The 2,804-nt window shown below is 45.7% G+C and carries 2 tRNA genes and 1 rRNA gene; all 3 read left to right on the top strand.

What is annotated here, in order from left to right:
* Positions 1-273 precede the first annotated feature (273 nt).
* Positions 274-2,248, top strand: a 16S ribosomal RNA gene (locus tag AB674_RS23010).
* 189 nt (positions 2,249-2,437) lie between these two features.
* A tRNA-Ile gene (locus AB674_RS21535) sits at positions 2,438-2,511 on the top strand.
* Between the two features lie 166 nt (positions 2,512-2,677).
* Positions 2,678-2,751, top strand: a tRNA-Ala gene (locus AB674_RS21530).
* The last annotated feature ends 53 nt before the right edge of the window (positions 2,752-2,804 follow it).

Here is a 2,804-nt window from a genome sequence, read left to right as displayed (position 1 = left end):
GCAAGTTCATTGAGAGATTGGTTAAGAAAAGAAGAAAATTGGAAACGAAAAGTTTCTAAAAAAAACTTCAAAAAATTCTTGCCAGTTAAAAATAAAGATGTAGTTTTGCAGCCGCTTTGAGAAACAAGCGAAACACAGAAACACACGTTCGTAGACATATTGAATTGACAGCCGTTTTAACAGAGATGTTAAAACAAAAGAATAAGAGTAATGGAATCGAGAGATTCGAAAAGAACCGATAGAGAACGCATCGGCAATATAATATAAAAATATACGATGAAGAGTTTGATCCTGGCTCAGGATGAACGCTAGCGGCAGGCTTAACACATGCAAGTCGAGGGGTAGAGTTCTTCGGAGCTTGAGACCGGCGCACGGGTGCGTAACGCGTATGCAATCTACCTTTTACAGAGGGATAGCCCAGAGAAATTTGGATTAATACCTCATAGTATAATTGAATGGCATCATTTAATTATTAAAGTCACAACGGTAAAAGATGAGCATGCGTCCCATTAGCTAGTTGGTAAGGTAACGGCTTACCAAGGCTACGATGGGTAGGGGTCCTGAGAGGGAGATCCCCCACACTGGTACTGAGACACGGACCAGACTCCTACGGGAGGCAGCAGTGAGGAATATTGGACAATGGGCGCAAGCCTGATCCAGCCATGCCGCGTGCAGGATGACGGTCCTATGGATTGTAAACTGCTTTTGTACAGGAAGAAACACTGGTTCGTGAACCAGCTTGACGGTACTGTAAGAATAAGGATCGGCTAACTCCGTGCCAGCAGCCGCGGTAATACGTAGGGCGCAAGCGTTGTCCGGAATTATTGGGCGTAAAGAGCTCGTAGGCGGTTTGTCGCGTCTGGTGTGAAAACTCAAGGCTCAACCTTGAGCTTGCATCGGGTACGGGCAGACTAGAGTGTGGTAGGGGTGACTGGAATTCCTGGTGTAGCGGTGGAATGCGCAGATATCAGGAGGAACACCGATGGCGAAGGCAGGTCACTGGGCCACTACTGACGCTGAGGAGCGAAAGCATGGGGAGCGAACAGGATTAGATACCCTGGTAGTCCATTTTTTGAGGCAGCAGTGAGGAATATTGGACAATGGGCGCAAGCCTGATCCAGCCATGCCGCGTGCAGGATGACGGTCCTATGGATTGTAAACTGCTTTTGTACAGGAAGAAACACTGGTTCGTGAACCAGCTTGACGGTACTGTAAGAATAAGGATCGGCTAACTCCGGGCCAGCAGCCGCGGTAATACGGAGGATCCAAGCGTTATCCGGAATCATTGGGTTTAAAGGGTCCGTAGGCGGTTTGGTAAGTCAGTGGTGAAAGCCCATCGCTCAACGGTGGAACGGCCATTGATACTGCTAGACTTGAATTATTAGGAAGTAACTAGAATATGTAGTGTAGCGGTGAAATGCTTAGAGATTACATGGAATACCAATTGCGAAGGCAGGTTACTACTAATATATTGACGCTGATGGACGAAAGCGTGGGTAGCGAACAGGATTAGATACCCTGGTAGTCCACGCCGTAAACGATGGATACTAGCTGTTGGAAGCAATTTCAGTGGCTAAGCGAAAGTGATAAGTATCCCACCTGGGGAGTACGTTCGCAAGAATGAAACTCAAAGGAATTGACGGGGGCCCGCACAAGCGGTGGAGCATGTGGTTTAATTCGATGATACGCGAGGAACCTTACCAAGGCTTAAATGTAGATTGACCGGTTTGGAAACAGACTTTTCGCAAGACAATTTACAAGGTGCTGCATGGTTGTCGTCAGCTCGTGCCGTGAGGTGTCAGGTTAAGTCCTATAACGAGCGCAACCCCTGTTGTTAGTTGCCAGCGAGTCATGTCGGGAACTCTAACAAGACTGCCAGTGCAAACTGTGAGGAAGGTGGGGATGACGTCAAATCATCACGGCCCTTACGCCTTGGGCTACACACGTGCTACAATGGCCGGTACAGAGAGCAGCCACTGGGCGACCAGGAGCGAATCTACAAAACCGGTCACAGTTCGGATCGGAGTCTGCAACTCGACTCCGTGAAGCTGGAATCGCTAGTAATCGGATATCAGCCATGATCCGGTGAATACGTTCCCGGGCCTTGTACACACCGCCCGTCAAGCCATGGAAGCTGGGGGTGCCTGAAGTCGGTGACCGCAAGGAGCTGCCTAGGGTAAAACTGGTAACTAGGGCTAAGTCGTAACAAGGTAGCCGTACCGGAAGGTGCGGCTGGAACACCTCCTTTCTAGAGCCTAAATGTTAGTTAAGGATTAAGTTTTAAGGATTAAGTTTTAAGTTGAAAATGCTTACTACTTCCTACTTATTACTTATGAATAGCACTTTTAGGAAAGAAGACGAAAGTTCGAATTGGAAACAAATGTTGAAATTTTATTACTCTTGCTGTTAGTTCAAATAATAAATTTAAGTAAAACAGAGTCTCGTAGCTCAGCTGGTTAGAGTACTACACTGATAATGTAGGGGTCGGCAGTTCGAGTCTGCCCGGGACTACTTTTTAAGAGAATTAATTAAAAATGAAAAATTTATAATTAAAAACAACTTAAAAAGACTGAAAAGCTTAAAAAAAGGAAATTCTAGAAGTTGGAATTCACCAAAGAAATTAGAGAAGAATTCAAGAAATCTAAAATCTGAATTCTACAATCTAAGATTGCAAAATGGGGGATTAGCTCAGCTGGCTAGAGCGCCTGCCTTGCACGCAGGAGGTCAACGGTTCGACTCCGTTATTCTCCACTGATTTACTATAAAAGTAGTAAATAAAAGTTCATTGACATATTGAGATAAGA

It is taken from the genome of Flavobacterium sp. ABG, from assembly GCF_001027725.1.
Lineage (GTDB): Bacteria > Bacteroidota > Bacteroidia > Flavobacteriales > Flavobacteriaceae > Flavobacterium > Flavobacterium cupriresistens.
This window is presented reverse-complemented; position numbering and strand designations above follow the sequence as displayed.